Raw genomic sequence first — 26,457 nt, 5'->3', positions numbered from 1 at the left:
CTCCTTGGTTTTTATCAGAACGTGCGGCGCAGCGACAGCGACAGGTAGTCGCGGTCGGCCAGTGCGTTGCCGCTGGTGTAGACGGCGGCGCCGTTACTCAGCAGCGGGCGGTAATTGACGAACGGTTCGGCTTTGCCGAGGTAGCGGTTGTAGCTCAGCGAGAGTAGCCACACGCCTTGCCAGGTGCCGTCCAGGCCCAGCGTGGCGGTGCCGCTGTGCTTGGCGCCCCAGCCCAGGCCGGTGACCGAGGAGTAGCCGTCCAGCGCGTAGCGCAGGCCGACCGGCACGCTCAGGTCCAGCCCGGCCAGCGCCTGGCGGTAGGTCGGCGTGTAGATCACCTGCAGCGCGCTGGCGTCGCGCGTGCGCAAGCCGTCGAGCGTGTGGCCGGGATCGTCCTGCGACAGCACCCGGTTCCAGGCCAGCTCGCCGACCAGCGAGGATTCGCGCGCCAGCCAGTTCGGTCCCAGCGAGCTGATCCACGACAGGTTGACGTGGGCGGTGCGGCCGGTGGCGTACTGCGGCGCCGGCTGCACGTTGGGGTAGACCACATTCTGGTTGGTCAGCGGCATATTGTGGCGCAGCGAGGCCTCGACCGCGACGCTGGTGTTGCCGATCGCGTGGGTGGCGCTCACGCCCACCGTGGTGATGCCCTCGGGGAAGATGTAGTACCAGCTGCCCGGCGCCGCGCCGGTGACGTTGAGCTGTGAATAAAACTGGCCCGACTTGTCGTGGTAGCGCGCGGCATACAGGCCGAGGTCGGTCTCGTCCAGACGCCATTTGAGCTGGGCGCCGTACTGGCCGCTGTTCGATGGCTGGTGGTCGGCGCCGGGCAGCAGCACGCTGCCGTTGATGATTTCCGGCAGCGGCGAGCCGCCCCAGATATTGTTCGAGGTGTTGAAGTAGCTGCCGGCCGGCGCCATGCGGTCGGCCTCCCAGCGGAACTGGTAGTAGGCGCCCAGCGTCAGCTCCGGGCTCAGTTGCAGTTGGCCGGACACCTGCGGCACCGGCCGGATGATCTCCTTGAACTGGGCGTTGGGCGACGATTGCAGTTTCATCACGTCGGTCGGCCCTTGCGCGCGGGCGATGCCGTTGTCGCCGAAGAACAGGGTTTCGCCGTAGACCTGCGCGTGCTGGCCGAGCCGGGCGCTGAGTTTGTGGCCCGGGCTCAGTTCCCAGCCACCGAAGACGAAGGCGTCCAGCACTTCGGCCTTGCGTCCGGCCAGCTTGCGGGTGCTGTCGGGCAGGCGGTGGTAGGGCGTCTGGCCGTTCAGTGGGTCGCTGGCGTCGGTGGCGCCGTCATAGGCCTGGTCGTACCAGGCGGCGGCGCTGACGCGCAGGCCGAAATCGCGGCGATAGACGGCGTCGAATTCGCTCAGCAGGTCGATGCGCTTGGAGACCCAGCCCTGGTTGCGGAAATTGTCGTCGCCGGCGTTGAAGTTCAGCGCCTGCGGAAAGGCCGACGCCGGCACGCCCGGCACCAGCTGGCGGGTGGTATCGACCAGCAGCGGGTTGGCGTCGCGCAGCCGGTACATGGCGCTGGCCTTGAGAGTGTTGTCGAAACGCAGATTCCAGTCCGGGTTATCGACCGTGATTTCGGCGGCGCTGGCCGGCGCGGCCAGCGCGCCAGCCAGCGCGGCGGCCAGCACGCCGCGGCGCAGCGCTACACCGCCGGGGGAGGTGAGGCAGGTCTTCATAAATTGTCTCCATCGTTGTTTTTGTGTGGAGTCTGGAGTTTGCCGCCGCCGCGAGTATGTGTAAAATTGATTGCATGCATTCGACGTATCGATATTGTCGATACATATAAAAATCAGGAGACGCTGTGCGCTTTAACAAGCTCGATTTGAATTTGCTGGTGGCGCTGGACGCGTTGTTCCGGCTGCGCAGCGTCAGCCGCGCGGCTGAACAACTGCACATGAGCCAGTCGGCGCTGAGCAGTTCGCTGGCGCGTCTGCGCGACTACTTCAATGACGAGCTGCTGGTGCAGGTCGGCCGCCAGATGGAGCTGACGCCGCGCGCCGAAGTGTTGCAGGAGGCGGTGCGCGATGTGCTGGTGCGCGTCAACACCACCATCACCGCCATGCCGTACTTCGACGCCACCCAGTCGGACCGCGAGTTCCGCATCTTCGTGTCGGATTTCTCGATGGCGGTGCTGTTCCCGCACGTGTTGGCGCTGGCGCAGGAGGAAGGCGGCAAGGTGCGCTTTCACCTGCTGCCGCAGACGCGCCAGCCGCAACGCACGCTGGAGCAGGGCGACGCCGACCTGCTGGTGATTCCGCAGCATTACTGCTCCCCCGACCATCCGACCGACGCGCTGTTCGACGAAGCGTTCAGCTGCGTGGTGTGGAACCGCAGCGTCCACGCCCGGCGCGGCGAGATGACGCTGGAGCAATACCTGGCGGCCGGCCACGTGGTGATGCAGCCGCCCGGCATGGACCGCAGCTTCGAGCACATGTTCATGCAGGGGTCCGGCCTGACGCGCCGGGTCGAGGTGACGTCGTTCAGCTTCCTGGCGGCGCCCTATCTGGTGGTGGGCACGGAGCGGGTGGCCACGGTGCACCGGCGGCTGGCGCGGGAGGTCAGCCGCGGCTTGCCGCTGACGCTGCTGCCGATGCCCATGCCGATGCAGGCCCAGCGCATGGAGCAGGTGGTGCAGTGGCACAAATACCGCAGCCAGGACCCCGGCCTGATCTGGCTGCGCGATCTGCTGCAGCGCGCGGTGCTGCGCATGGACGAGGGCGGCGCTGGCCAGACGCCTGCTTGATTTTTCTTGTCAAAATCGCCTCACGCGCCGGGCCCCCGCCTCAGTGGGGTTGCTGGGGGTGCTGCTGGCCGACTGCAGCCACGGCGCGGCGTTCGTAGATCGTCGCTTCGGTGGCATACAGGAAGAAGGACTGGGCCGGTGCGTAGAACCGCGTGGCCGGATCGGCGTTGTAGGCCAGCAGCGCGTTTTCATAGGCGCGGAAGGCGCCTATCGTGTGGGCGTTATCGAAATACAGGCTGCCGACGCCCTCGTAGACAGGGACCTCGCTGCCGCCGAAATAGGCCAGCATGGGATTGAACTGGGGCAGCTGGCGGTGATGCACGCAGCGCCGCAGCGCGGCGGCGGCGGCCGGCGCGGTGGCCATGGCGTGGGCGTGGGCCCGTTCCCAGCGGGCGAAAAAAACCGCCAGATCGATGCCGGCATCGGCGCGCAGGTAGTGCAGCACCTTGGCGCCGCTGAAGATGGCCGGATGCGTCACCGGCTGTTCAACCTCGGTGGCCACCATGCTCAGCGCCACGCTGGTGTCGCTGAAGTTGGCGCCGTCCGGACCGACCTTGGTGCGTACATGTTCATGCGCGAAGGTGGTGCGCATGTCGTCGGCGTTGTCGAAGTACAGCTCCGTCACCGAATCGCGCGCGGCCACCATCGCGTGGGCCGCTTCGGCCGTGCTACCGAAGGCGGCGTCAAACACATGGTTTTGCGTATAGCGTCGCATCGCCAGCGGATTTTCGCTGGCGATGGCGCCGTGCACGTGCACGATGTAGGCGAGGTATTCGGCATGGGTCATGCCCGGGCGGCGGCAGATCGCCGCTAACATCTTGATCATGGCTGTCTCCTGAATCGGGTTGGAGCGACCGATGTTACATGGCGTCGTCCGCCGGGCGCCATGCACGCCGCCGCAAATCAGCTATGCCGGTAACGCATAACGTTCGGCCGGCGCGCGGGTTATCGCAAAACCGTCATAGCTGCTATCGCCACCGCGGCCTTCCATGGGGGGCGCCGGCCTCCTAAGATGCGTCGCAGGCAAACACACAACCGGAGGCAGTATGACCAAATATCGCAAACAGGACGCTCGTGCATGGGCGCGGGAACACCTGGTGGGATGCAGCGGCGTCACCATTCCCAGCTACAGCGCCGACCTGAAACGGCTCAACGAACGCGGCATCCGCCACGACATCGGCCTGGCCATCGAGTACGGCTACAGCCACACCTTGCTGTGCGCCGAGGTGGCCATCTCGCCGGAGGAAAACGCGCAGTTCACCGCCTGGGCGCGCGACACGGCGGGCAGCCGCATGGGCCTGTTCTTCCATGCGGCGTTCGGCACGCTGCGGGAGAACATCGAGGCCGTCAAGCTGGCGGAAAAGGCCGGCGCCGACATCGTGCTGCTGTCCTATCCGCCGCAATTCTGGCCGACCACGCTGCAGGAAATCTACGACTACACCAAGGCATTCTGCGACGCCACCGATCTGCCGGTGATGCTGTTTCCAATTCCGCTGTGGGGTTTCGAGCGGGTCCACCCGGCCGGCATGCCGGTCGATTTTGTGCGCAAGCTGCTGGACGACATTCCGAACATCGTGGCCATCAAGTCGGAGCAGGGCTTCCCGCTGGTGTCTGGCCTGTGCGAGATGTGGCACCACTTCCGCGATGAGGTGGTGATCAGCTGCCCGATCGAGGGCGACGCGATTCCGATGATGAGCCTGATGGACCTGCAATTTTCCGGTACCAGCAACACGCAGTGGATGGGCGACTACTATCCCAAGGCCTTCGCGCTGGCGCGCGGCGGCCAGTGGGAGGAGGCGATGCAGCTGTTCTGGCGCATGGCGCCGGCCCGCAACGCCAACGGCGCGGCGGCGCAGACCTATGCCGCCGGCACCGGGGTGCTGAACCGCAGCATGTGGAAGTATCAGGACTGGCTGGCCGGCTTCAACGGCGGGCCGTTGCGCGCGCCAGCGATGCGGGTGCCGGACCGGTTGATGAAGCTGCTGCGCCAGGGACTGGCGGCATCGGGCGTCGTCCCCACCGCCGACGCCGACAGCCAGTTCATCATCGGCCGCCACCCTGTCTGACATTTATCCGCGAGGTCTTCCCATGTCCCATCCCGAAGTCAGCAAGACCCCCAAAGGCTTGTACATCAACGGCGCCTGGCGCCAGGCCGCCGGCGCGGCGACGTTCGATGTGTTCGATCCGGCCGACGGCGCGCCGCTGGCCAGCGTGTCCAGCGCCAGCGTGGCCGACGCGCTGGACGCGGTGTCCGCCGCGCACGCCGCCGGTCCGGCCTGGGCCGCCACCGCGCCGCGCCAGCGCGGCGAAATCCTGCGCACCGCCTACACGCTGCTGATGCGGCGCCAGGAGGAATTCGCCCGCCTGATCGTGCTGGAAAGCGGCAAGGCGCTGGCCGAGGCGCGCGGCGAGGTCGCCTACGCGGCCGAGTTCCTGCGCTGGTACGCGGAGGAGGCGGTGCGCATCTGCGGCGAGGTGTCGACCGCGCCGGGCGGCGCCAACCGCATCATGGTGCTGCGCCAGCCGATCGGCGTGGCGGTGTTGGTCACGCCGTGGAATTTTCCGGCGGCGATGGCCACCCGCAAGATCGGCCCGGCGCTGGCGGCCGGCTGCACGGTGGTGCTCAAGCCGGCCTCCGAGACGCCATTGACGGCGCTGCTGTTGGCCGAGCTGTTCGCGCAAGCCGGCGTGCCGGCCGGCGTCATCAACGTGGTGCCGTCGCGGCAGTCCGGCGAGATCGTCCACGCCATGCTGCACGATGCGCGCGTGCGCAAGCTGTCCTTCACCGGTTCGACCGAGATCGGCCGCGTGCTGCTGGCGCAGGCGGCCGACAAGGTCGTCAAGTGTTCGATGGAACTGGGCGGCAACGCGCCGTTCATCGTGCTGGACGACGCCGACCTGGAGCTGGCGGTGGCGTCGGCCATGGTGGCCAAGCTGCGCAACGGCGGCGAGTCGTGCACGGCGGCCAACCGCTTCTACGTGGCGCGCCCGGTGGCGGCGGAATTCTCGCGCCGCTTGGCGGCGGCGATGGCCGCGCTGACGCTGGGGCCGGGGCTGGACCCCGCCGTGCAGCTTGGCCCGCTGGTCAACCGCGGCACGCTGGACAAGGTGGCGCGGCTGGTCGATGAGGCGGTGGCCCAGGGCGCGACGGTGCTGACCGGCGGGCGCGCCAGGCCGGGACCGGGCTTCTTCTACGAACCGACGCTGCTCGCCGATGTGCGTCCGGACGCGCGCATCCTGCGGCAGGAGATTTTCGGCCCGGTGGCGCCGGTGTGCGTGTTCGACACGGTGGAGGAGGCCATCGCCCTGGCCAACGACACCGAGTTCGGGCTGGTGGCGTTCGTGCATTCGCGCGACCTGGCGCGGGCGCTGGCGGTGGCCGAGCGTATCGAGGCCGGCATGGTCGGCATCAATCGCGGCGTGGTGTCCGATCCGGCGGCGCCGTTCGGCGGCTGGAAACAAAGCGGCGTGGGACGCGAGGGTGGACATGATGGCTTGCTGGCGTACCTCGAATCGAAGTATATTTGCGTCTCCTGGTGATCCCTCTCCCTTCCATGCTGCCGATACTCGATCCACGCTGGCATTTGTTCGCGACGGTTGCCCAACTGGGCAGCCTGACCCGCGCGGCGGACGCGCTCAACCTGCCGCAATCGGTCATCAGCCGCCAGATCGGCCAACTGGAGACGCAGTGCGGCGCCAGGCTGTTTCGACGCACCGGGCGCGGCGTCGTGCTGACCGACTTCGGCCAGACGGTGCAGCAGCGCATCCTGCCCATGATCGTGGCGGCCGACCAGCTGGCCGACGCCATCCTCACCACCAACGGCATTCCCATCGGCGAGGTGCATGTCGGGTTGCTGCCGTCGTCCATTCCGTCGTTCGCCGGACAGTTGTTCCGCGCCGCGCGCGCGCTTCCCCAAGGTGCGCCTGCATCTGGTGGAAGGCTCCAGCGCCCAGCTGGAGGAGTGGCTGGCGGCCGGGCGGCTCGATCTGGCCCTGCTGCTGCGTGAGGGCGAGCAGCCCGAGCCCGGCGCGGTGTGCCTGCGCGGCATGGCGCTCGATCTGATCGGACCGGCGGGCGACGCCGCGCTGGCGGCCGGCAGCATCAGCTTCGAGGCGATGTGCGACCTGCCGCTGATACTGCCGGCCGCACCGCATGTGCTGCGCAAGCGGCTCGACGCGCTGGCGCGCGCGCGCGGCCTGCAGCTGACGGTGGCGATGGAGGCCGACACCATCGCGCTGCAGAAGGAGCTGGCGATCGCCGGCGCCGGCTATGCGCTGGTGGCGTCGCTGGCGCAGACGGCGGCGGTGGCCGCCGACGCCAGGCTGGGCGCGGCGCGCATCGTCCAGCCGGAACTGCTGCGCACCATCGTGCTGGGCACCACCCAGCACCGGCCGCACACGCTGGCCACGCGCAGCGTCGCGCAACTGATCGCCGCGCTGTTTGCCGCCTGAGCGCGCGTCGTTATCCGCATACGCCAAAGCTGCTATCGCGCCACCGCGCTTCCCCGGCGCGGCGCCTGAGATTAAGGTAGACCCATCACACAACGATAGGAGTCTGCCATGTCCACCCTGTTCTTAACCGACCGCGATGTCAGCGCACTGCATGACTGGCACGACGCCATCGAAGCGCTGCGCGCCGCCTATGCGGTGCCGATGTCGCCGCAGATGGTGCCGCCGCGGTCGATGGCGCGCGGCGACGGTGTCTGGTTGCGCGCACTGAGCGCGGTGTCGCCCAACGGCGGCCATATGGGCAGCAAGCAGATCGCCGCCTCGCCGCGCGCCGGCCGCGCCAGCTACCTGGTGTCGTTGTTCGATCTTCAGACCATGGCGCTGGCGGCGCTCATCGACGGCAACCAGATCACGGCCATCCGCACCGCCGCGACGGCGGCGCTGGCGGTGGACGCGCTGGCGCCCGCGCGCCCGCTGCGGGTGGCGGTGCTCGGCGCCGGCTTCGAGGCGCGCTCGCAATTGCAGGCGCTGGCGGCCGCGCGCGCGATCGCATCGGTGGCCGTGTACAGTCCCACGCCGGCCAGTCGTCAGCGTTATGCCGACGACTTCACGGCCTCGCTGGGGATCGCGGTGCGGGCCGCCAGCACGGCGCCGATGGCGCTGGAGGGCGCCGATGTGGTGATCTGCGCGGCGCGCTCGCGCGACGAGTCGCCGGTGCTGCTGGGCGAGTGGCTGGCGCCGGGCATGACGGTGGTGTCGATCGGTTCGACGCTGCCGGAGCAGCGCGAGGTCGATGTCGACGTGATACGGCGCGCCGCGCTGATCGTGGCCGACATGGTGGAGGAGGTTGCCCACGATACCGGCGACCTGCTGGCGGCCGCGCGCGCCGGCATCGACTTCGGCCACAAGCTGCACGCGCTGAGCGACTTGATCGGCCAGCGTGTTCCGGGGCGCGCCTCGGCGGACGATATTGTGCTGTACAAATCGGTCGGTTCGGCGCTGCAGGACGTGGTGACGGCGGAGATGCTGCTGCGCCGCGCGCGCAGCCTGGGTTTGGGCAGCGAGCTGCCGGTGACGATCGCCCCGGTGCGCAAGTGATATCGACCGTATAAATAGCAGCAATCGATATAAATCATTGTACGGGGCGCGCCCCACTGCATAGTATGCGCCACGGGCCTGCATGCCGCGGGCGCCTCCGCAAGAGAAAGGAATTGCCATGCCGCGCCGTTTTGTCGATCTGTCGATTTATCTGGAAAATGAAGTGCTGTCCGACCCGCCCATTTTGGCGCCGAAGATCGAGTACCAGACCCACCAGGATACGCTGGGTGAATTCATGCACCTGCTGCCCGGCACCAAGGCCGGCGACTTCCCGGACGGCGAGGCCGCCGCCGCCGAGTGGGTGCGCCTGACCACGCACAGCGGCACCCACCTGGACGCGCCGTATCACTTCCACTCGACCATGAACCGCAAGCTGGGCGAGGCGGAGCGCTCGATCACCATCGATGAAGTGCCGCTGGAGTGGTGCTTCCAGCCGGGCGTCAAGCTGGATTTCCGCCATCTGCCGGACGGCCATGTGGTCAGCGCCGCCGAGGTGGCGGCGGAACTGCAGCGCATCGGCCATACGCTGCAACCGCTGGAAATCGTCGTCATCAACACCCGCGCGGGCGCACGCTACGGCCAATCGGACTACGTCAACTGCGGTTGCGGCATGGGTTACGAGGCCACCATGTACCTGCTGGAACGCGGTGTGCGCCTGACCGGCACCGACGCCTGGAGCTGGGATGCGCCGTTCAGCTACACGGCCAGGAAGATCCAGGAAACCGGCGACGTCAGCCTGATCTGGGAAGGCCACAAGGCCGGCCGCGACATCGGTTACTGTCACCTGGAGAAGATGCACAATCTTGAGACGCTGCCGCCGACCGGCTTCACCATCAGCTGCTTCCCGCACAAGATACGCGGCGCCTCCGCCGGCTGGACGCGGGCGGTGGCGATCTTCGAGGAGTAGCCCGCGGCGGTTATTGGCCGCCTTACTTGCCCGGGTCTTTCTGATGGTCGAACTGGTCGAACTCAATGTTGTAGACCTCATTGCCGACCTTTTCGACCTTGCGCACATACACCGTCTGCACGATGTCGCGCGTTTGCGGATCGATGGCGATCGGGCCGCGCGGGCTGGTCAGCTTGATGTTCTTCAGCACCTCCATCGCTTTCGGGCCATCGATATTGCCGTTCAACTTGCGTGCCACCTCGTAGATCGCGGCCATGCCGTCATACGCGGCCACCGCCATGAAGTTGGGCCGGCCGCCGTCCGGATTGGCGCTGGCGAAGCTTTTCAGGAACGCCGCGTTCTCGGGCGACTTGTGCGCGGCCGAGTAGTGGAAGGTGGTGATCACGCCCAGCGTGGCGTCGCCCATCGCCGGCAGCACGTGATCGTCGGTCAGGTCGCCGGTGGCGATGACCTTGATGCCGGCGGCGGCCAGCCCGCGCTCGCGGTAGCCCTTCATGAAGGCGATGCTTTGCTCGCCGGCCGGCACGAAGATGAATACCGCGTCCGGCTTGGCGTCCTTGATGCGCTGGATATAGGGCGCGAATTCCGGATTGCGCAGCGGCACCCGGATCGCTTCCGTCACCGTGCCGCCGCCCTTGATCAGTTCCGCCTTGAAGGCGGCTTCGGCGTCGATGCCGGGGCCGTAGTCGGCCACCAGCGTCACCACTTTTTTGATGTTGTTTTTGGCCGCCCAGGTGGCCATGGGCGCGGAGACCTGCGGCAGCGTCATCGAGAAGCGGGCGATGTAGCTGGACTTGGTGGTGATGGCGGAGGTGGCGGCGTTCATGATGATCATCGGCTTTTTCGCCTGCTCGGCGATCGGCGCCACGGCCAGCGCTTCCGGCGTCAGGCCAAAGCCGGCCAGAAAGTCCACCTGGTCGCGCACCACCAGTTCTTGCGCCAGCCGCTTGGCGATTTCCGGCGCCGGGCCGGTGGTGTCCTTGATGATGATCTCAACTTTTTTGCCGGCCACGGTGGTGCCATTCTGTGCCATCCAGGCCTTGATGCCGCCCTCCATCTGCTTGCCGTAATCGGCGAAGGGACCGGAGAAGGCGGCGATCACGCCGACCTTGATGGTGTCGCCGGCGTGGGCCGGCGCCGGCGCCAGGCCGGTGGCGATGATGGTCGCGAGTGTCGCGAGTGTCGCAATTGGTACAAATTTTTTCAGCAGCATGCTGGTCTCCTGTGGCGTTCTGTTTTCTCTATGAAGTCGGGCCATCGCGGTGGCGTCGCTGGCAATTCGGCGCCGGGTGTGCCGCGTTGCGTCGCGTCGTCCCGCTTGACAGCGCGGCGCGCCATTCATACTATCGGATATGTGTGCGATTAACAACCGATTGTTCGATAATCGCACACGTACAACAACACAACAGGAGACACAAACAATGAAGAACGCAATCCGCTGCGCGCTCGCGCTGCTGGCCGCCGCCGGCGCCTCCAACGCTGTCGCGCAAAGCAATGTCACCGTCTACGGCCTGCTGGACACCGGCCTGGTGTACACCAACAACGTCAACGCCGCCGGCGACAGCGCCACCAAGATGCCGTCGCTGACCGGCTCCTTCCCGTCGCGCATCGGCTTCCGTGGCGTCGAGGACCTGGGCGGTGGCTTGCAGGCCCTGTTCACGCTGGAAGCCGGGCTGGCGCTCGATACCGGCACCATGGGGCAGGGTAACCGCCTGTTCGGGCGTCAGGCATCGATTGGCCTGAAGGGTGACTTCGGCACCGTGACGCTGGGCCGCCAGATCAACATGACCTACATCGCCACCATGAAGGCCGATGTGATGGGCCCCAACCTGTTCGCCATCGGCAGCATCGATCCGTACCTGCCGAACGCGCGCAGCGACAACGCCATCGGCTACCTGGGTAACTTCAACAACTTCGTGGTGGGCGCGACCTACAGCACCGGCCGCGATGCGTCGGCGGCCGGCGGCCCGGCCGCCACCGGTTGCCCTGGCGAGGTGCCGGGCAACTCCAAGGCCTGCCGCCAGATCACCGGCATGCTGTCGTATGAAACGCCGCAGTTCGGCCTGACCACCTCCTACGACATCCTGTACGGGAACACCGGCGCCGCCGCCGGCCTGACCAGCAGCGACAACAGCGACAAGCGCGTCACCGCCAGCGGCTACGCCAAAGTGGGCGAGGCCAAGATCGGCGCCGGCGTGATCGACCGCACCACGCGCGCGGCCACCGGCCTGACCGAATCGGACCTGTACTTCCTTGGGGTGAGCTATCCGGTCACGCCGTTCACCACGCTGGACGCGCAGGTGGCGCGGCGCGACACCAAGAACAGCCCGAACGACGTCAACATGATCGTCGCCCGGCTGACCTACTACTTCTCCAAGCGCACCGCCGTGTATGGCGGCATCGGTCGCATGAAGAATTCTGGCGCCTCGGCGGTGGCGCTGGACGCCGGTGGCACGGTGGGTGCCGGCATGACGCAGAGCGGCGTGATGGCCGGCCTGCGCCACAGCTTCTAAGGCAGCAGAATCGAGAGTTCCTGGGCGCCGCGCAGCAGCACCGGCAGGAACTCTTTCTCCAGTTGTTCGACGCTGACGCGCGACGCTTGCGCGCCGACGTTGAGCGCCGCCAGCACGATGCCCGAGGCGCCGCGCACCGGCACCGCGATCGAGCGCAGGCCCAGCTCCAGTTCCTGGTCGTTGATGGCGTAGCCGGCCTGGCGCACGCCGGCCAGCACGTCGCGCAGGCGTTTGGGCTGCACCACCGTGTGTTCCGTCATCGGCCGCAGCCGGGCGCTTTCCAGATACTGGTCCAATTGTTCCGGCGGCAGGTGCGCCAGCATCACGCGGCCCAGCGAGGTGCAGTAGGCCGGCAGCCGGCTACCGGTGTTGAGCGCCACCGACATCACGCGCGAGGTGGCGGCACGCGCCACGTACAGCACCTCGCCGTCGTCCAGCACCGCCAGCGAGCTCGATTCGTTGAGCGTGCGGCTGATGTTGTTGAGGTAGGGCTGGGCCGACACCGTCAGCGGCGTCGACGACAGGTAGGAATAGCCCAGCGTCAGCACCTTGGGGCGCAGCGAGAAATTGTTCAGCTCGGCGTCGACGTAACCCAGCTCGCGCAGCGTGTGCAGGCAGCGGCGCACGGCGGCGCGCGGAATGCCGGTCTTCTGGCTGATGTTGGCGATGGTCTGCGGCTTGCGCGAATCGCTGAAGGCGCGCACCACCGCCAGCCCGCGCGCCAGCGAGGTCATGAAACTGGGATCGGTCAGCGCGTCGATCTGCTCGGAGATCGTCGGTTCTTGCTCTGCCGTCGCGGGGGCGGCCTTGGTGGGAGAGGGAGGTGTCTTCGGCATGGCGTGATTTTAATCCAGGGACTCGCTTCGATAGGTGTTTTTTTGTTGACCATCGCGCTTCGGCGTTGGTACACTGGGTGTGCGATAATCAATCATTAGTTCGATTATCGCACAACTAATTTCAGGGCAGGCATATGATTGATAAAACTTTTGCATCACTGGAGCGGGCCGTGGCGGACATCGCCGACGGTGCGACGGTCATGATCGGCGGCTTCGGCAACGCCGGCATGCCGTCGGCGCTGATCGACGCGCTGATCGCGCAGGGCGCGCGCGAGCTCACCATCGTCAACAACAATGCCGGCAACGGCGACACCGGGCTGGCGGCGCTGCTGAAGGCCAAGCGGGTGCGCAAGATCATCTGCTCGTTCCCGCGCCAGACCGACTCCCATCACTTCGACGCGCTATACCGTGCCGGCGAAATCGAACTGGAACTGACGCCGCAGGGCAACCTGGCCGAGCGCATCCGCGCCGCCGGCGCCGGCATCGGCGGCTTTTTCACGCCCACCGGCTACGGCACCCTGCTGGCCGAGGGCAAGGAGACGCGCCTGATCAATGGCCGGCACTACGTGCTGGAGGCGCCGATTCATGCCGACTTCGCGCTGATCAAGGCGCTGCGCGGCGACCGCTGGGGCAACCTGGTGTATCGTAAAACGGCGCGCAATTTCGGCCCCATCATGGCGATGGCGGCCAAGACCACCATCGCCCAGGTGCAGCAGGTGGTGGGGCTGGGCGAACTCGATCCGGAGGTGATCGTCACGCCCGGCATCTTTGTCCAGCGCGTGGTACAGGAGGACGCACGATGAACAAATTCACCCGCGACCAGATGGCCGCCCGCGTGGCCAGCGACATTCCGGAAGGCGCTTACGTCAACCTCGGCATCGGCCTGCCGACCAAGGTGGCCGACCATCTGCCGGCCGAGCGCGAAGTGTTCCTGCACAGCGAGAACGGTCTGCTGGGCATGGGCCCGGCGCCAGCGCCTGGCGACGAGGACGAAGACCTGATCAACGCCGGCAAGCAGCCGGTGACGCTGCTGACCGGCGGCGCCTATTTCCACCACGGCGACTCGTTCGCCATGATGCGCGGCGGCCATCTGGATGTCTGCGTGCTGGGCGCCTTCCAGGTGGCCGCCAACGGTGACCTGGCCAACTGGCACACCGGCGCGCCGGATGCGATTCCGGCGGTTGGCGGCGCCATGGACCTGGCGATCGGCGCCAAGCAGGTATTCGTCATGATGGAACACCAGACCAAGAACGGCGACAGCAAGATCGTCGGCCAGTGCACCTATCCGCTGACCGGCGTGGCGTGCGTCAACCGCATCTACACCGACCTGGCCGTGCTGGACGTGACGCCGGCCGGCCTGTCGGTGCGCGAGATGGCGCCGGGGCTGAGCTTTGAAGAACTGCAGGCAGTCACCGGCGCGCCATTGCTGCCGCCGGCTAAAGGAGAGTAAGGTATGAATGAGGCATATATCTGCGACGCGGTGCGCACCCCGATCGGCCGCTACGGCGGCGCATTGAAGGACGTGCGCGCCGACGACCTGGGGGCGATTCCGCTGCGCGCGCTGATCGAGCGCAATCCGGGCGTGCAATGGGCCGAGGTGGACGACGTCATCTACGGCTGCGCCAACCAGGCCGGCGAGGATAACCGCAATGTGGCGCGCATGTCGCTGCTGCTGGCCGGCCTGCCGCAAGCGGTGCCCGGTTCCACCGTCAACCGCCTGTGCGGCTCCGGCATGGACGCCATCGGCACGGCGGCGCGCGCGATTCAGGCCGGCGACGCCTGCCTGATGATCGCCGGCGGCGTCGAGTCGATGACGCGCGCGCCGTTCGTCATGGGCAAGCCCGACGCGGCCTTCGCGCGCAACGCCGCGCTGCAGGACACCACCATGGGCTGGCGCTTCATCAACCAGGCGCTGAAGGCGGCCTACGGCGTCGACACCATGCCGGAGACGGCGGAAAACGTCGCCCAGGACTTTGGCGTCAGCCGCGCCGACCAGGATGCGTTTGCGCTGGAGAGCCAGCGCAGGGCCGCCATTGCCATCGACGAAGGCGTTTTTGAGCGCGAGATCGTGCCGGTGACGCTGCCGCAGAAAAAGGGCGAGCCGCTGGTGTTCAAGCACGACGAGCATCCACGCGCGACCACGCTGGAGGCGCTGGCCAAACTGAAAGGCGTGGTGCGCGCCGATGGCACGGTCACCGCCGGCAACGCCTCCGGCATCAACGACGGCGCCTGTGCCTTGCTGATCGCCAGCCATGAGGCGATCCAGCGTCACGGCCTGAAGCCGCTGGCGCGCATCGTCGGCATGGCGACGGCCGGTGTGGCGCCGCGCGTGATGGGCATCGGCCCGGTGCCTGCGGTGCAAAAGCTGCTGCGCCAGACCGGCCTGACGCTGGAACAGATGGACCTGATCGAGTTGAACGAAGCCTTCGCCGCGCAAGGCCTGGCGGTGTTGCGCCAATTGGGCTTGCCGGACAACGATCCGCGCGTCAATCCCAACGGCGGGGCGATCGCGTTGGGCCATCCATTGGGCATGAGCGGCGCGCGGCTGGTGACCACCGCCGCTTACCAGTTGCAGCGCAGCGGTGGACGGTATGCGCTGTGCACCATGTGCATCGGCGTCGGGCAGGGCATCGCCATGATCATCGAACGCGTATAAGCGACCGCTGACAACGAGCAGTAGAGGAGACAAACAATGACAAAGCAAAATAAAAACAGGAGGCAGCCATGCTAGCCAATTTCGCCGGCGTGCTGTTTGACGGTGTCGCCTATGGCAGCCTGCTATTCCTGATCAGTGTCGGCCTGTCGGTTACGATGGGCATGATGAACTTTATCAATCTCGCGCACGGCGCCTTCGCCATGCTGGGCGGGTATGTCAGCGCGCTGCTGCTGGCGCGCCTGGGCGTGCCATTCTTGGCGTCGCTGCCGCTGGCCTTTGTGGCCGCGGCGGTGGTGGGGCTGGTGCTGGAGCGGCTGCTGTACCGCCGCCTGTATCAGGCCAGCCATCTGGACCAGGTGCTGTTCTCGATCGGCCTGACCTTCATGGCGGTGGCCGGCGCGACCTACTTCTTCGGCCCGTCGCAGCAGCCGGTCACGCTGCCGGACTGGCTGCGCGGCCAGGTCTCGCTGTTCGGCCTTGATGTCGGCGCCTATCGGGTGTTTCTGATCGCGGTGGTGGTGCTGGTGACGGTGGCGCTGGGCCTGGTCATCGAGCGTACCCGCTTCGGCGCGCAGATCCGCGCGGCGGTGGACAACCAGACCGCCTCACGCGGCCTGGGCATCAATGTCAACCTGGTGTTCAGTCTGACCTTCGCGCTCGGCTCCGGCCTGGCCGGCTTGGGCGGCGCGCTCGGCATCGACGTGCTGGGGCTGGACCCGACCTTCCCGGTCAAGTACATGGTCTACTTCCTGCTGGTGGTGGCCGTCGGTGGCGCCGGCACCATCAAGGGACCGCTGGTGGCGGCCTTGCTGCTTGGCGTGTTCGACGTGGCGGGCAAATACTATGTCCCTGAAATCGGCGCCTTCGTCATCTACGCGATGATGGTGGTGCTGCTGATCCTGTTCCCGGCTGGCCTGATGCGGAGGCGCGCATGACTGCATTTACTGAAGTGGAAATCAAACCCTTGGCAACGGCCAGTATCACGCCGCGTCTGCCGAACGACCGCTGGTCGGCGCTGGAAATCGTCTTCTGGCTGCTGCCGGTGGCGGCCTACTTCGCCTTCCCCGGCTATCTGGTGCTGATCAGCCAGATCATGATCATCGGCCTGTTCGCGCTGTCGCTGGACCTGATCCTGGGCTACGCCGGCATCGTCTCGCTGGGGCACGCCGCCTTCTTCGGACTGGGCGCGTACACCGCCGGCCTGCTGTCGGTGCATGGCTGGGGTGAGCCGATCAGCGGCCTGCTGGTGGGCGCCGTGGTGGCCGGCCTGTTTGGCCTGTTGACCTCTTTCCTGGTGGTGCGCGGCCAGGATCTGACCCGGCTGATGGTCACGATGGGCATTTGCCTGATGCTGTATGAAGCGGCCAACAAGGCCTCGTTCCTGACCGGCGGCGTGGATGGCCTGTCGGGCATGATGGTCGGTAAGCTGTTCGGCGTGTTCGAGTTCGACCTGCAGGGCAAGGTCGCCTTCTGCTACAGCTTCGCCGTGCTGTTTATCGTGTTCCTGCTGTTGCGCCGCCTGGTCAAGTCGCCTTTCGGTTTAAGCCTGATCGGTATCCGCGAGGGCGGGCGCCGCATGCCGGCGCTGGGCGTCAATATCAATCGCCGGCTGGTGGCGGTGTTCACGCTGGCGGCGACCATCGCCGGCCTGGCGGGTGGCCTGCTGGCGCAGACCACGCAGTTCGTCGGTCTCGATGCGCTGGGCTTCCCGCGTTCGGCCGAGCTGCTGATCATGCTGGTGCTGGGTGGCACCGGGCGCCTGTACGGCGCGCTGATCGGCGCCGCCGTGTTCATGGTGGCGCAGGACTACATCGCCGGCCTCAATCCGGCGTACTGGCAGTTCTATATCGGGCTGCTGCTGGTGCTGATCGTGCTGTTCGCGCGCGGCGGCATTCTGGGCGGGCTGGAAAAACTAGCGCGTCGTTTTCAACGCAAGGAGCAGCCATGAATCAGGACATCACCCTGCGTACCGAAGGCCTGACCAAGCGCTGGGGGCAGTTCGTCGCCAACAGCGATGTCAGTCTGACGTTTGAACCGGGCGCGCGCCACGCGCTGATCGGCCCCAATGGCGCCGGCAAGACCACCTTCATCAACCTGCTGACGGGCGGCTTCATGCCGAGCAGCGGCAAGGTCTATCTGGGCGGCGAGGACATCACCGGCCTGCCGCAGCACCGCCGCGTGCAGCGCGGCATGACACGTACCTTCCAGCTCAACACCCTGTTCGCCGGCATGACGGTGCTGGAATCGGTGGCGCTGGCGATTTGCGAACGGCGCGGCCTGCAGTCGGTGTGGTACAAAACCGTGGCCAAGCACGCCGAGGTGATCGAGGAGGCGATGGCGCTGCTGGCCACGCTCAAGCTGACCGACCAGGCCAACAGCATCACCCGCAGCATGGCTTACGGCAAACAGCGGCTGGTGGAAATCGCGCTGGCGCTGGCGACCCGGCCGCGCATTCTGCTGCTGGACGAACCGGCGGCCGGCATTCCGCAGGCCGAGAGCAAGGAGTTGTTCGAGGTGCTGGCGCAGCTGCCGCGCGACGTGACGGTGCTGTTCATCGAGCACGATATGGGACTGGTGTTCCGCTTCGCCGACCGCATCACGGTCATGGTGGGCGGCAAAGTGCTGACCGAGGGCACGCCGGCGGAAATCGCCGCCGACCCGCGCGTCCGCGAAGTGTATCTGGGGGAGGCGGAACATGGCTGAATTGCTGGTGCTGGACAAGGTCACCGCCGGTTACGGCGAATCGATCGTGCTGGAGGACGTGTCGTTCACGTTGAATGAGGGCGACAGCCTGGCGCTGCTGGGCCGTAATGGCGTCGGCAAAACCAGCCTGCTGGTGACGCTGATGGGCCTGACCCGGCTGCATGGTGGCGGCATCCGCTGGAGCGGCGATGACATCGCGCGCATGCCGACGCACAAGCGCGCGCGCGCCGGTCTGGGATGGGTGCCGCAGGAGCGGCATATGTTCCCATCTCTGACGGTGGAGGAGCACCTGACGGTGGTGGCGCGGCCGGGCCGCTGGAATCTGCAGCAGGTCTACCAGTTGTTCCCGCGGCTGTTCGAGCGGCGCAACAATATGGGCAACCAGCTGTCCGGCGGTGAACAGCAGATGGTGGCCATCGCGCGCGCGCTGATGACCAATCCGCGCATCCTGCTGCTCGATGAGCCGATGGAGGGCCTGGCGCCGATCATCGTGCAGGAGTTGGTGCGCGTGATCCGCAAGCTGGTGCAGGAGGAGGGCATGTCGGTGATCGTGGTCGAGCAGCATGCGCGGCTGGCGTTGTCGCTGACGCAGCGGGCGATTGTGCTGGATCGCGGCCGCATCGTGCACGACTCCGACAGCGCCAGCCTGCTGGCCGATGGCGACAAGCTGGATAAGCTGGTGGCGGTGGCCTGACAGATGTCGTTCCGGCCTGCGCCGGAATGACTTAGCTACTCTCGCGCGCCGCCAGCGGCGCGCGGCTTTGTTCATTGTTTTCCTGTACCAGCTTGGTCAGCAGTTCCATGAACTGTAGTTGTTCCTGCCCGGTGAGCGGCGCCAGCAGGCGCCGGCGCAGCCGCTGCGCGCCGGGAATCAGGTCTTGCAGCAGCTGCTCGCCGGCCGGTGTGATGGTCAGCGCGCGCTGGCGGCGGTTGGTGGGAATCACGGTGCGCGTCAGCAGGCCTTTTTCCGCCAGCCGCGCGCACACCGTGGCGCCGGTCGAGGTGTCGATGCCGGTGACGGCCGACAGCGACACCTGGTCGATGCCGGGATGGCCGGCGAGGTTGCGCAGTATGGCGTATTGCACCGGCGTCAGCTCGTCGCCCATTTCGTCGTAGAAGATCGATACCGAAATTTGTTGTGCGCGGCGCAGCAAGTGGCCGGGATGTTCGTACAGGTTGATCAGTTGGCTTTCGGTGTGCGGCATGGGGTAACCCGGTAGATGAAAAGCTTGTTTACTTTCAGATTTTAGCGCCTATACTTTACAACATTCAGTGCACTGAATATAAAAATGAATAAGGAGACGTGATGTACCCGAAAAATACCTGGTATGTGGCCTGCACCCCTGACGAAATCGACGGCAAGCCGCTGGGCCGCCAGATCTGCGGCGAAAAAATCGTGTTTTATCGCGGGCCCGAAGGCAAGGTCGCGGCGGTGGAGGACTTCTGTCCGCATCGTGGCGCGCCGCTGTCGCTGGGCTTTGTGCGCGACGGTCAGCTGGTGTGCGGCTACCATGGGCTGGAGATGGGCTGCGACGGCAAGGTGATCAGCATGCCGGGCCAGCGCGTGCGCGGCTTTCCGTGCATTCGCAGCTTCCCGGTGGTTGAGCGCTATGGCTTCGTCTGGGTCTGGACCGGCGACCAGGAACTGGCCGATCCGGCGCTGATTCACCATCTGGAGTGGGCCGACAATCCGGAATGGGCTTACGGCGGCGGCCTGTATCACATTAACTGTGAGTACCGCCTGATGATCGACAACCTGATGGACCTGACGCACGAGACCTATGTGCACGCGTCGAGCATCGGCCAGAAGGAAATCGACGAGGCGCCGGTCAACACGCGGGTGGAGGGCGAGGAAGTCATCACCAGCCGCTTCATGGAAAACATCATGGCACCGCCGTTCTGGCGCGCCGCGCTGCGCGGTAACGGCCTGGCGGACGATGTGCCGGTCGACCGCTGGCAGATCTGCCGTTTCTCGCCGCCCAGCCATGTGATGATCGAAGTGGGCGTGGCGCACGCCGGCAGGGGCGGTTACGACGCGCCGCCGGAGTTCAAGGCATCCAGCATCGTGGTTGACTTCATCACGCCGGAAACGGCGACCTCACACTGGTACTTCTGGGGCATGGCGCGCAACTTCAAGCCGGAAGACAAGGCGCTCACCGACACCATCCGCGAAGGCCAGGGCAAGATCTTCGGCGAGGACCGCGAAATGCTGGAGCAGCAGCAGGCCAACATCTTGCGCCACCCCGAACGCAAGCTGCTGATGCTGAACATCGACGCCGGCGGCGTGCAGTCGCGCCGTCTGCTGGATCAGTGGATGGCGAAAGAGAGCGCGTCATGAGCACGGCCCTGTTGCAGGTGCGCGTGGCGCAGCGGTGCAATGAGGCGGAGGACATTTGCAGTTATGAGCTGGTGAGCGTGAACGGCGCCGAGCTGCCGCCGTTCACCGCCGGTGCGCATATCGACGTGCATGTGGGCGATGGCCTGGTGCGCCAGTATTCGCTGTGCAATCCGCCGCATGAACGTCACCGCTATCTGATCGGCGTGCTGCGCGACCCGGCGTCGCGCGGCGGCTCGCGGGCGATGCACGAGCAGGTGCAGACCGGCGCCACGCTGCAAATCAGCGCACCGAAAAATCACTTCCCGCTGGCCGAGGCGTCGCGCAGCCTGCTGCTGGCCGGCGGCATCGGCGTCACGCCGGTGCTGGCGATGGCGGAGGCCTTGTCGGCGCAGGGCGCGCCGTTCGAGATGCATTACTGTGCGCGTTCGCCGGAGCGCGCCGCCTTCCGCGATCGCATCGCGGCGTCGGCGTTCGCGCCGCAGGTGCACTTCCACTACGACAGCGGCGACGCCGCGCAAAAGCTGGACTTGCCCGCATTGCTGGCGGGGCTGGACCGGGGCACGCATATCTACCTGTGCGGGCCACAGGGATTCATCGATTACGTCAAGGGATGCGCCAAGGCGCACGACTGGCCGCAGGAGCAGGTACACCTGGAATACTTCGGCGCAGCTGTCGCGCCGGCCGCCGGTGGCGACCAGCCGTTCGAGGTCAAGCTGGCGTCGAGCGGCAAGGTGTACACCATTCCGGCCGACAGCACCGTGCTGCGTGTTCTGAACGACGCCGGCGTGTTCATTCCGGCGTCCTGCGAGCAGGGTGTGTGCGGCACCTGCCTGACGCGCGTGCTGGACGGCGTGCCCGATCATCGTGACCTTTATCTGGAGGAAGCCGAGCAGGCCGCCAACGACCAGTTCACCCCTTGCTGTTCCCGTTCCAAAACCGCCATGCTGACGCTGGACTTATAAAAAAGGAGACACCATGCCAGGAACTATGAATCAACAACGTCGCCAGTTGGTGCTGGGCGCCGCCGCGCTGTCGGCCGGCGTTCTGCCGGTCGTGGCGCGCGCCGCCGAGCCGTTGAAGGTCGGGCTGATCGTGCCGATGTCCGGCCCGTTCGCCTCAACCGGCCGCCAGATCGATGCCGCCGTCAAACTGTTCATCCAGCAGAACGGCGCCAGCGTGGCTGGCCGCCCGGTCGAGATTCTGCTGAAGGACGATGGCGGCGTGGCGCCGGACGTCACCAAGCGCCTGGCGCAGGAGCTGGTGGCGCGCGACAAGGTGCAGGTGCTGGCCGGCTTCGGCCTGACACCGCTGGCCTTCGCCGCCGCGCCGGTGGCGACCCAGGCCAAGGTGCCGATGATCGTCATGGCCGCCGCCACGTCGTCGATTCCGCAGCGCTCCCCGTACATCGTGCGCACCGGCTTTACGCTGGCGCAGGTGACGGCGCCGCTGGCGCAATGGGCCGGCAAGAGCAAGATCAAAAGCGTGGTCACGCTGGTGAGCGACTACGGGCCGGGGCTGGATGCGGAAAAAGTGTTCGTCAAGGGCTTTACCGAAGGTGGCGGCAAGGTGGTGGACACGTTGCGCGCGCCGCTCCGCAATCCGGACTATGCGCCGTTCCTGGCGCGCGTCAGGGATCTGAAACCGGATGCGCTGTTCGTGTTCGTGCCATCGGGCGAGGGCGCGGCGGTGCTGAAGCAGTTCACCGAGCGCGGCCTGGCCGCCGCCGGCGTGCGCCTGATCTGCACCGGCGACGTGCTGGATGATGATCTGATGGCCAGCATCGGCCCGGCGTCGGTGGGCGTGGTCAGCAGCCACCATTATTCGGCGGCGCATGCATCGGCCGAGAACAAGGCGTATGTGGAGGCGTTCAGCAAGGCCAATCCCGGCATGCGGCCGAACTTCCATTCGGTCGGCGCGTATGACGGCATGCACCTGCTGTACCACGCGCTGAAGCAGACCAACGGCGACAGCAACGGCGACAAGCTGCTGGCCGCGATGAAGGGCGTGGCCTGGACCAGCGTGCGCGGGCCGGTCAGCATCGATGCCGCCACCCGCGACATCGTGCAGACCGTCTACATCCGCAAGGCGGAAGCCAGCGCCGGCTCGTACTACAACATCGAGTTCGACCAGGTCGACAAGGTGCGCGACCCGGGCGTGTAATTCGCCTGTCCTTACAGGCCGGCGATGAAGGCGGTGACGGTTGCCGCAAACGCCGCCGGCTGTTCAATCGCCGACAGGTGAGAGGCCTCGGCCAGCACCGTCAGCGCGGCGCCGGGAATGGCCTGTTGCAGCGTTTGCGCCATGCTGACCGGCGTGCCCTGATCCATTTCTCCCGCCACCACCAGCACCGGCACGGCGATGGCGCCCAGCCGCGCCGTGGTGTCGACATTGCCCACCGCGTTGCAGCAACCGATGTAGCCTTCCTTGCCGGTGCTGACCAGGCGGCGGCGGAAGCGCGCCACCGTGGCCGCGTGCTCGCCGCGGAAGCCGTCGTGGAAGTAGCGGCCCATCACCGCGTCGGCGATCGCTTCAATGCCTTGCTCGCGCACGGTGGCGATGCGCTGGCGCCAGACCTCGCGCGTCGCTTCCGGATAGGCGGAGGTGGTGTTGGCCAGCACCAGCGCCCGCACCAGCGACGGGTGGCGCAGCGCCAGTTCCTGGCCGGCCATGCCGCCCATCGACAGGCCAACCCAGACCACCGGCCCGGTATCGAGTTCGCGCAGCAGCGCGGCGGCGTCGTCGGCCAGATCGGCCATGTCGTACAGTCCCGCCGGCGCGTCCGAGCTGCCATGGCCGCGATGGTCGTAGGTGATCACGCGGCAGTCTTGCGCCAGTTCGGTGGCCAGCGCGTCCCACATGGTCAGGTCGCAGCCTAGCGCGTGGCTTAGCACCACCGTGTGGCGCGGCGCCTTGCCGCTGCGCGGTTCGCGCACGGTGTAGTGCAGTGCCGTGCCGCTGCTGCTGCGGCCTTCGCGGCCGACGCCGGGATGGCAGGCACCGGCCGGCGTGGCCGCGTACAGTTCGTAACCGATCTGCGGGCCGACTTCGCGCAGGATGGCCAGCGCGTGGGTGAAGGCGGTGTTCGCGGCCGGTACGCCGGCGTAGATGGCCGACTGCATTAGCACTTCCTTCAACTCGTCCGGCGTCAGGCGGTTGGCGTCCTGGCCCAGCAGGGCGGCGCGCACGTGCAGGTCGAACTCTTCCCAGCGCCCGAGGGCGATCGTGGTCGACAGCACCATCGCGCGCCGGGTTTTCTGATCGAGGCCGGGACGTCCCCAGATCTCGTTCCACGCGAAGCGGGTGATCATGTTCTGGAACTCGGCGTTGAAGCTGTTGGCGTTGCCGAGCGACTTGTCAACCCAGGCGTCGCCGAGGATGGCGCGGCGCTGGTTCAGGCCACGCTCGAAATCGTGGTCGATGGGATCAAAACTCATGCGTTCGTCCTGTGATGGAATGGATAGGCGTTAAATGCGGCGTTCTGCTCGCGCAGGCCGGCCAGCTGCCGCGCGGCCAGGCGGCGCGCCGGCTCGGCGGCGGTGGCCGGGTCGAATAGCGCGGCCAGCGCGGGCAGGTCGATTTTTTCGTTCAGTTGCGGGTCCGCGCGCACGGCGTCGGCCAGTACGTCGGCCAGTTGGCGCCCGCTGGCGAGGGTGTCCGCGCTCATTTTTTCCAGCAACTGGTGCGCGGCCGGGCGGCCGATGGCGACGGCCAGCGCGGCCGATGCGGCTTCGGCGAACACCAGTCCTTGCAGCGCGTCGATATTGCGGCGCATGCGGTCCGGGTCCACCACCAGGCCGGCGAAGGCCTCGTTCAACGCCTGCAACGCGCCGTGGGCGCTGAGGAATAGCTGCGGCCATTCGGCCAATTCCGCCTGCCAGTTGCCGAGCCCACGTTCGTGCTGCTGTCCCATGCTGGCCAGCAGCGCGGCGGCGTGCTGCGGCGCGCGCGTGGCGGCGGCCAGCGCGATCATGGCCGATACCGGATTGCGCTTGTGCGGCATGGCGGAAGAACCGCCACGGCCATTGCCCGAAGGTTCGGCCAGTTCGGCGATTTCGCCTTGCGCCATCAGGCTGAGGTCCGTGGCGATCTTGCCCATGCTGCCGCTGAGGACCGCCACTTCAAGGCCCAGGCGCACCCATTCGTCGCGCTGGGTGTGCCAGGTGGCGTCGGCCAGTTTCAGTCCCAGGTCGGCCGCCACGCGCGCCGCCACGGCCGCGCCTTGCTCGCCCATCACCGACAGCGTGCCGACCGCGCCGCCCAGTTGCAGTTGCAGCGCGCGCGCCGCGCAGTCGCGCAGTCGCGCGCGGGCGCGCAGCAGCGGCGCCAGCCAGCCGGCCACTTTGAAACCGAAGCTGCTGACCTGCGCCGGCTGCATCAGCGTGCGCGCCAGCACCGGTGTGGCGCTGTGCCGCGCCGCCAGTTGCAGCAGGTGGCCGCACAGCTGGTGCAGGCCGTCGTCCAGCAGCCGCAGCGCGTCGCGCGTGGCCAGCACCATGGCGGTGTCGATCACGTCCTGGCTGGTGCTGCCCCAGTGCACGCGCGCCGCCGCCTCGGCGTCGTACAGCGCGACGGTGCGGGTCAGCTCGCGCACCAGTGGAATCGCCAGGCTGCCGGCGCGGCGGCCGGCGCCGACGATGGCGGGAATGTCATACAGCTGGGCCTTGCAGACGCCGGCGATGGCGCGCGCCGCCGCCGCCGGCAGCATGCCTTGCTCGGCCTGCGCCGCCGCCAGCGCCTGTTCGAAGCGCAGCATGCCTTGCACGATGGCCGCGTCGTCGAACACGGCGATCATGTCCTGCGTGGTGAGGAAACTGTCGAAGATCGATACGCTCAAGAGAACTCCGCTGGCAGGTCACACATAGTCGAAGAATGCGGTTTCCTTATCGGTCTGCATCCAGATATCCCAATGATAAACGCCGGCGGCGGTTTTGCGGGCGATCAGGGTAGGGCGCCGTTGTTCGGGCACCTGCGCCAGTATCGCAGATTGCGCCAGGCCGCTGTCGTCCTCCAGGAACACGGCGGTGAACTGGTGCTTGACCAGGCCGCGCGCAAACACGGTGATGAACGTTGCCGGTTCGCCGCTGGTGGGCGCCGCCGGTTGCGACAGGCGCAGGCTGAATTCTCCCTTTTCGCCGCTCGGCACGCGGCGGAAGCCAGGCAGCGCTTGCGCCGCTTCGGCGCTGGCCGCCGCTGGCTGCCAGGCTTCGATCTGGGCGTCGTTGATCGGCGTGCCGTCACCGTCGTAAATCGTGCCGCTGATGGTGATGGTGGGCGCGCTGGTTTGCAGGGTGCCGGCGGCGCTGGCGTCGGCCGCCCACTGCCATGCTTCGTGCGAGAACGGGCCGATGGTCTGCGAGGTGGTGATGTTGGTCATGTGATGGTTTCCTTCAGATGCCGAAAGGCGTGGCGTCGCGGCCGCGCAGCACGATGTCGAATTCATAGCCGAGCATCTTGTCGCTGTCGGTATGTTCCAGGCTATAGCGTGAGATCAGGCGCTGGCGCGCGGCCAGGTCCGGAATGCTCTGGAAGATCGGGTCGTAGTCGAACAGCGGATCGCTGGGGAAGTACATCTGCGTCACCAGCCGCTGCGCGTACACATTGCCGAACAATGAGAAGTGGATGTGCGCCGGACGCCAGGCCTTGTCGTGATTGCCCCACGGGTAGGGACCGGGCTTGATGGTGACGAAGCGGTAGCGGCCATCGTTATCGGTCATCATCTTGCCCAGGCCGTAGAAGTTGGGGTCGAGCGGGGCGTCGTGCTGGTCCTTCTTGTGCCAGTAGCGGCCGGCCGCGTTGCACTGCCAGACTTCCAGCAGCGAGTTGCGCACCGGCTGGCCGTCCTCATCGACCACGCGGCCAGTGACGACGATTTTCTCGCCCAGCGGCTGGCCGTTGCCGTGCGCCGTCAGGTCGGTGTCGTTCGGCAGCAGGATGCGCGGCGACGGCACCAGGTTGTCCCGCACCGGCTGCTCGGCGCGGATGCGCAGCAGCGGCTGTCGCGGGCCGCGCTTGACGGTGGATTTGTACGGTGGGTAGATCAGCTCCGGATACACACCGGGCTCGATGGCGTCAAATTTCAAGGCTGTCTCCTGTGGTTATGTATCGGCCATGGTAGGAAAAGCCCGGCGGCACGGCAATGGGGCGACTACGGGCGGCATGCGCTATTCGCACAAAATGTGCGATACTCGCACAAATC

Annotated in this window: 27 protein-coding genes; 18 read left to right on the top strand and 9 right to left on the bottom strand. The window is 66.8% G+C overall.

The window, feature by feature from the left end; genetic code table 11:
• Window positions 1-14: 14 nt before the first annotated feature.
• Window positions 15-1,694 (bottom strand): DUF1302 domain-containing protein, encoded by a 1,680-nt coding sequence (locus GTP44_RS07745; protein WP_161018975.1) that lies wholly within the window; start codon window positions 1,692-1,694, stop codon window positions 15-17.
• Between the two features lie 125 nt (window positions 1,695-1,819).
• Between GTP44_RS07745 and GTP44_RS07740 the strand changes: the two genes are divergently transcribed.
• Window positions 1,820-2,761, top strand: coding sequence for a LysR family transcriptional regulator (locus GTP44_RS07740; protein ID WP_161018974.1), 942 nt, complete (start codon window positions 1,820-1,822; stop codon window positions 2,759-2,761).
• A 40-nt stretch (window positions 2,762-2,801) separates the two neighbouring features.
• Here GTP44_RS07740 and GTP44_RS07735 read toward each other — a convergent pair whose 3' ends face one another.
• The gene (locus tag GTP44_RS07735) at window positions 2,802-3,587 is read right to left on the bottom strand and encodes an EthD domain-containing protein (protein ID WP_161018973.1); all 786 of its coding nucleotides are present in this window, start codon (window positions 3,585-3,587) and stop codon (window positions 2,802-2,804) included.
• Between the two features lie 220 nt (window positions 3,588-3,807).
• Between GTP44_RS07735 and GTP44_RS07730 the strand changes: the two genes are divergently transcribed.
• The 6 genes from GTP44_RS07730 to GTP44_RS07710 all read left to right on the top strand — a co-directional run bounded on the left by GTP44_RS07730 (window position 3,808) and on the right by GTP44_RS07710 (window position 9,215).
• Complete coding sequence (locus GTP44_RS07730; protein WP_160989856.1) at window positions 3,808-4,827, top strand: dihydrodipicolinate synthase family protein; 1,020 nt, start codon at window positions 3,808-3,810, stop codon at window positions 4,825-4,827.
• Between the two features lie 22 nt (window positions 4,828-4,849).
• The gene (locus tag GTP44_RS07725) at window positions 4,850-6,301 is read left to right on the top strand and encodes an NAD-dependent succinate-semialdehyde dehydrogenase (protein WP_160989857.1); all 1,452 of its coding nucleotides are present in this window, start codon (window positions 4,850-4,852) and stop codon (window positions 6,299-6,301) included.
• Window positions 6,298-6,768, top strand: coding sequence for a LysR family transcriptional regulator (locus GTP44_RS27445; RefSeq protein ID WP_371867175.1), 471 nt, complete (start codon window positions 6,298-6,300; stop codon window positions 6,766-6,768). Before GTP44_RS07725 ends, GTP44_RS27445 begins: the two co-directional genes overlap by 4 nt.
• Complete coding sequence (locus GTP44_RS27440; protein ID WP_371867174.1) at window positions 6,680-7,213, top strand: LysR substrate-binding domain-containing protein; 534 nt, start codon at window positions 6,680-6,682, stop codon at window positions 7,211-7,213. The genes GTP44_RS27445 and GTP44_RS27440 overlap by 89 nt, the downstream gene beginning before the upstream one ends.
• 108 nt (window positions 7,214-7,321) lie before the next feature.
• Window positions 7,322-8,308 carry an ornithine cyclodeaminase family protein gene (locus GTP44_RS07715; protein ID WP_161018972.1) on the top strand — a complete coding sequence of 329 codons (987 nt, stop codon included), beginning with the start codon at window positions 7,322-7,324 and terminating at the stop codon, window positions 8,306-8,308.
• 118 nt (window positions 8,309-8,426) lie between these two features.
• Window positions 8,427-9,215 (top strand): cyclase family protein, encoded by a 789-nt coding sequence (locus tag GTP44_RS07710; protein ID WP_229256825.1) that lies wholly within the window; start codon window positions 8,427-8,429, stop codon window positions 9,213-9,215.
• Window positions 9,216-9,237: 22 nt separating this feature from the next.
• Here GTP44_RS07710 and GTP44_RS07705 read toward each other — a convergent pair whose 3' ends face one another.
• A complete protein-coding gene (locus GTP44_RS07705) occupies window positions 9,238-10,428 on the bottom strand; it encodes an ABC transporter substrate-binding protein (protein WP_161018971.1) in 1,191 nt (396 codons plus the stop codon).
• Between the two features lie 208 nt (window positions 10,429-10,636).
• Between GTP44_RS07705 and GTP44_RS07700 the strand changes: the two genes are divergently transcribed.
• Complete coding sequence (locus tag GTP44_RS07700) at window positions 10,637-11,728, top strand: porin (protein WP_160989860.1); 1,092 nt, start codon at window positions 10,637-10,639, stop codon at window positions 11,726-11,728.
• On the opposite strand, the gene GTP44_RS07695 is transcribed toward GTP44_RS07700, so the two are convergent.
• Window positions 11,725-12,564: an IclR family transcriptional regulator domain-containing protein gene (locus tag GTP44_RS07695; protein ID WP_161018970.1), complete on the bottom strand. Its 840-nt coding sequence runs from the start codon at window positions 12,562-12,564 to the stop codon at window positions 11,725-11,727. The genes GTP44_RS07700 and GTP44_RS07695 overlap by 4 nt on opposite strands.
• A 134-nt stretch (window positions 12,565-12,698) precedes the next feature.
• On the opposite strand from GTP44_RS07695, the gene GTP44_RS07690 reads away from it, so the two are divergent.
• From GTP44_RS07690 to GTP44_RS07660, 7 genes are all read left to right on the top strand, one after another.
• Window positions 12,699-13,367 (top strand): 3-oxoacid CoA-transferase subunit A, encoded by a 669-nt coding sequence (locus GTP44_RS07690; RefSeq protein WP_161018969.1) that lies wholly within the window; start codon window positions 12,699-12,701, stop codon window positions 13,365-13,367.
• The gene (locus GTP44_RS07685) at window positions 13,364-14,014 is read left to right on the top strand and encodes a CoA transferase subunit B (RefSeq protein ID WP_161018968.1); all 651 of its coding nucleotides are present in this window, start codon (window positions 13,364-13,366) and stop codon (window positions 14,012-14,014) included. Before GTP44_RS07690 ends, GTP44_RS07685 begins: the two co-directional genes overlap by 4 nt.
• 3 nt (window positions 14,015-14,017) lie before the next feature.
• Window positions 14,018-15,220 (top strand): 3-oxoadipyl-CoA thiolase, encoded by a 1,203-nt coding sequence (pcaF, locus tag GTP44_RS07680; RefSeq protein ID WP_161018967.1) that lies wholly within the window; start codon window positions 14,018-14,020, stop codon window positions 15,218-15,220.
• Between the two features lie 68 nt (window positions 15,221-15,288).
• Window positions 15,289-16,155 carry a branched-chain amino acid ABC transporter permease gene (locus GTP44_RS07675; RefSeq protein ID WP_161018966.1) on the top strand — a complete coding sequence of 289 codons (867 nt, stop codon included), beginning with the start codon at window positions 15,289-15,291 and terminating at the stop codon, window positions 16,153-16,155.
• Window positions 16,152-17,168, top strand: coding sequence for a branched-chain amino acid ABC transporter permease (locus GTP44_RS07670; RefSeq protein WP_161018965.1), 1,017 nt, complete (start codon window positions 16,152-16,154; stop codon window positions 17,166-17,168). Before GTP44_RS07675 ends, GTP44_RS07670 begins: the two co-directional genes overlap by 4 nt.
• On the top strand, window positions 17,165-17,923 hold the full coding sequence (locus tag GTP44_RS07665) for an ABC transporter ATP-binding protein (protein ID WP_161018964.1): 759 nt from the start codon (window positions 17,165-17,167) through the stop codon (window positions 17,921-17,923). The genes GTP44_RS07670 and GTP44_RS07665 overlap by 4 nt, the downstream gene beginning before the upstream one ends.
• Window positions 17,916-18,617, top strand: coding sequence for an ABC transporter ATP-binding protein (locus tag GTP44_RS07660; RefSeq protein ID WP_160989868.1), 702 nt, complete (start codon window positions 17,916-17,918; stop codon window positions 18,615-18,617). The genes GTP44_RS07665 and GTP44_RS07660 overlap by 8 nt, the downstream gene beginning before the upstream one ends.
• 31 nt (window positions 18,618-18,648) lie before the next feature.
• Here the strand turns inward: GTP44_RS07660 and GTP44_RS07655 are convergent, their stop codons facing one another.
• Window positions 18,649-19,128, bottom strand: a complete 480-nt coding sequence (locus tag GTP44_RS07655; protein WP_161018963.1) for a MarR family winged helix-turn-helix transcriptional regulator — start codon at window positions 19,126-19,128, stop codon at window positions 18,649-18,651.
• Window positions 19,129-19,229: 101 nt separating this feature from the next.
• Here GTP44_RS07655 and GTP44_RS07650 point away from each other — a divergent pair, with 101 nt between their 5' ends.
• From GTP44_RS07650 to GTP44_RS07640, 3 genes are read left to right on the top strand one after another with little or no spacing between them, the layout of a single operon-like run.
• Window positions 19,230-20,261 carry an aromatic ring-hydroxylating dioxygenase subunit alpha gene (locus GTP44_RS07650; protein ID WP_161018962.1) on the top strand — a complete coding sequence of 344 codons (1,032 nt, stop codon included), beginning with the start codon at window positions 19,230-19,232 and terminating at the stop codon, window positions 20,259-20,261.
• A complete protein-coding gene (locus GTP44_RS07645; RefSeq protein ID WP_161018961.1) occupies window positions 20,258-21,223 on the top strand; it encodes a PDR/VanB family oxidoreductase in 966 nt (321 codons plus the stop codon). Before GTP44_RS07650 ends, GTP44_RS07645 begins: the two co-directional genes overlap by 4 nt.
• 25 nt (window positions 21,224-21,248) lie before the next feature.
• On the top strand, window positions 21,249-22,421 hold the full coding sequence (locus tag GTP44_RS07640) for an ABC transporter substrate-binding protein (RefSeq protein ID WP_371867173.1): 1,173 nt from the start codon (window positions 21,249-21,251) through the stop codon (window positions 22,419-22,421).
• 11 nt (window positions 22,422-22,432) lie between these two features.
• On the opposite strand, the gene pcaCD is transcribed toward GTP44_RS07640, so the two are convergent.
• The 4 genes from pcaCD to pcaH are packed head-to-tail and all read right to left on the bottom strand — an operon-like array spanning window position 22,433 to window position 26,341.
• On the bottom strand, window positions 22,433-23,695 hold the full coding sequence (gene pcaCD / locus GTP44_RS07635) for a bifunctional 4-carboxymuconolactone decarboxylase/3-oxoadipate enol-lactonase PcaCD (protein WP_161018959.1): 1,263 nt from the start codon (window positions 23,693-23,695) through the stop codon (window positions 22,433-22,435).
• On the bottom strand, window positions 23,692-25,095 hold the full coding sequence (gene pcaB, locus GTP44_RS07630; protein WP_161018958.1) for a 3-carboxy-cis,cis-muconate cycloisomerase: 1,404 nt from the start codon (window positions 25,093-25,095) through the stop codon (window positions 23,692-23,694). Before pcaB ends, pcaCD begins: the two co-directional genes overlap by 4 nt.
• A gap of 18 nt (window positions 25,096-25,113) precedes the next feature.
• Window positions 25,114-25,635, bottom strand: coding sequence for a peptidase associated/transthyretin-like domain-containing protein (locus GTP44_RS07625; protein ID WP_161018957.1), 522 nt, complete (start codon window positions 25,633-25,635; stop codon window positions 25,114-25,116).
• Window positions 25,636-25,648: 13 nt separating this feature from the next.
• Window positions 25,649-26,341, bottom strand: coding sequence for a protocatechuate 3,4-dioxygenase subunit beta (gene pcaH, locus GTP44_RS07620; protein ID WP_160989876.1), 693 nt, complete (start codon window positions 26,339-26,341; stop codon window positions 25,649-25,651).
• Window positions 26,342-26,457 lie beyond the last annotated feature (116 nt).

The organism is Duganella lactea (assembly GCF_009857505.1).
Taxonomy (GTDB): domain Bacteria; phylum Pseudomonadota; class Gammaproteobacteria; order Burkholderiales; family Burkholderiaceae_D; genus Rugamonas; species Rugamonas lactea.
The sequence above is the reverse complement of the archived record's forward strand: the minus strand, read 5'-3'. Positions and strand labels throughout refer to the sequence as shown.

Bases quoted from the DNA above. Each gene is read 5' to 3' on its own strand.
- GTP44_RS07650 (WP_161018962.1), top strand. From the start codon at position 19,230: ATGTACCCGAAAAATACCTGGTATGTGGCCTGCACCCCTGACGAAATC.
- GTP44_RS07660 (WP_160989868.1), top strand. From the start codon at position 17,916: ATGGCTGAATTGCTGGTGCTGGACAAGGTCACCGCCGGTTACGGCGAA.
- GTP44_RS07675 (WP_161018966.1), top strand. From the start codon at position 15,289: ATGCTAGCCAATTTCGCCGGCGTGCTGTTTGACGGTGTCGCCTATGGC.
- GTP44_RS07700 (WP_160989860.1), top strand. From the start codon at position 10,637: ATGAAGAACGCAATCCGCTGCGCGCTCGCGCTGCTGGCCGCCGCCGGC.
- GTP44_RS07665 (WP_161018964.1), top strand. From the start codon at position 17,165: ATGAATCAGGACATCACCCTGCGTACCGAAGGCCTGACCAAGCGCTGG.
- GTP44_RS07625 (WP_161018957.1), bottom strand. From the start codon at position 25,635: ATGACCAACATCACCACCTCGCAGACCATCGGCCCGTTCTCGCACGAA.
- GTP44_RS07715 (WP_161018972.1), top strand. From the start codon at position 7,322: ATGTCCACCCTGTTCTTAACCGACCGCGATGTCAGCGCACTGCATGAC.
- GTP44_RS07705 (WP_161018971.1), bottom strand. From the start codon at position 10,428: ATGCTGCTGAAAAAATTTGTACCAATTGCGACACTCGCGACACTCGCG.
- GTP44_RS07730 (WP_160989856.1), top strand. From the start codon at position 3,808: ATGACCAAATATCGCAAACAGGACGCTCGTGCATGGGCGCGGGAACAC.
- pcaCD (WP_161018959.1), bottom strand. From the start codon at position 23,695: ATGAGTTTTGATCCCATCGACCACGATTTCGAGCGTGGCCTGAACCAG.
- GTP44_RS07725 (WP_160989857.1), top strand. From the start codon at position 4,850: ATGTCCCATCCCGAAGTCAGCAAGACCCCCAAAGGCTTGTACATCAAC.
- GTP44_RS07670 (WP_161018965.1), top strand. From the start codon at position 16,152: ATGACTGCATTTACTGAAGTGGAAATCAAACCCTTGGCAACGGCCAGT.
- GTP44_RS07745 (WP_161018975.1), bottom strand. From the start codon at position 1,694: ATGAAGACCTGCCTCACCTCCCCCGGCGGTGTAGCGCTGCGCCGCGGC.
- GTP44_RS07645 (WP_161018961.1), top strand. From the start codon at position 20,258: ATGAGCACGGCCCTGTTGCAGGTGCGCGTGGCGCAGCGGTGCAATGAG.
- GTP44_RS07735 (WP_161018973.1), bottom strand. From the start codon at position 3,587: ATGATCAAGATGTTAGCGGCGATCTGCCGCCGCCCGGGCATGACCCAT.
- GTP44_RS07640 (WP_371867173.1), top strand. From the start codon at position 21,249: ATGAATCAACAACGTCGCCAGTTGGTGCTGGGCGCCGCCGCGCTGTCG.
- GTP44_RS07690 (WP_161018969.1), top strand. From the start codon at position 12,699: ATGATTGATAAAACTTTTGCATCACTGGAGCGGGCCGTGGCGGACATC.
- GTP44_RS07695 (WP_161018970.1), bottom strand. From the start codon at position 12,564: ATGCCGAAGACACCTCCCTCTCCCACCAAGGCCGCCCCCGCGACGGCA.
- pcaF (WP_161018967.1), top strand. From the start codon at position 14,018: ATGAATGAGGCATATATCTGCGACGCGGTGCGCACCCCGATCGGCCGC.
- GTP44_RS07655 (WP_161018963.1), bottom strand. From the start codon at position 19,128: ATGCCGCACACCGAAAGCCAACTGATCAACCTGTACGAACATCCCGGC.
- GTP44_RS07710 (WP_229256825.1), top strand. From the start codon at position 8,427: ATGCCGCGCCGTTTTGTCGATCTGTCGATTTATCTGGAAAATGAAGTG.
- GTP44_RS07685 (WP_161018968.1), top strand. From the start codon at position 13,364: ATGAACAAATTCACCCGCGACCAGATGGCCGCCCGCGTGGCCAGCGAC.